We start from the raw sequence: 873 nt of genomic DNA, 5'->3' as shown, positions 1-873 counted from the left end.
CACCGGTTGCCGCTGTTTGCGCAAATAGAGTATCATCCGTTTTGGCATATCATTGCCAAATATGTCGCGTAGCTGCTCCATAGTTATGGTAGCCCCAGCCACATCAGGAATAGTTACTCCCGTCCCCTGCAACTTCGCTGCAACCTCGTCAGGTTTAATTCCAAGCTCGTCAGCCACATCAGTTAGCTTATAGTCCGCCATTATTTAGCCTCGTTTATCTCACATACATCACATTCACATTACTACTGCTTATTCTCTTCACTGCTCTTTGAGCCATCTTCTGAGCCATTATCAGTATTTTCCGCATTTGCTACGCCGTCCTCTGGAGTATCGCTACTGGGGATTAGCTCAAGCGCATTGGTAATTAAGTTCAACGCCTCGTCCTCAGATATTCCTAACAACGCAATCAGTTCATCAGAATCAGCGTTAGATAACTTTTCAATGTCGTCTATCCCGCGCTCCATCAGCTTTTCTATCTTGTTGTTGTCCATGCCATCAAGGTTATTAAGCGAATACATTCGCATATGGTTTTTCAGCTCTTGTTCCTGCTCTTGCATACGCTCTCTGCGCGTAGTTTGGTATTCTGATTCGCTGAATATATCAAGCCGCCATTCCGTCAACTTACCCGCAAGCCGCACATTCTGCCCCTGTTTGCCAATAGCCAGCGACAATTGGTCGTTAGGCACAACCAGCTCAAACATCTTAGTGTCCTCTATCACGTTAACCAACAGCACCTTTGCAGGGCTGATAGCATTGCGGACAAAGGTAAGCGGGTCTGGCGACCAAACAACCACATCTATCTTTTCTTTATTCAGTTCATCACTGATAGCATTTATACGCGTTCCCTTTACGCCGATACACGCACCTACAGGG

Annotated in this window: 1 protein-coding gene and 1 pseudogene; both read right to left on the bottom strand. The window is 46.3% G+C overall.

Annotation, left to right across the window (positions count from 1 at the left end; genetic code table 11):
• Window positions 1–201, bottom strand: a 201-nt coding sequence (locus AC1MDJ_RS08150) for a hypothetical protein (protein ID WP_479690414.1), incomplete at its 3' end; no start/stop codon positions are given.
• Window positions 202–242: 41 nt separating this feature from the next.
• Window positions 243–873: pseudogene (locus AC1MDJ_RS08145) on the bottom strand (transcription termination factor NusA); the annotation flags it as partial.

It is taken from the genome of Candidatus Termitispirillum reticulitermitis (assembly GCF_054655775.1).
The sequence above is the reverse complement of the archived record's forward strand: the minus strand, read 5'-3'. Positions and strand labels throughout refer to the sequence as shown.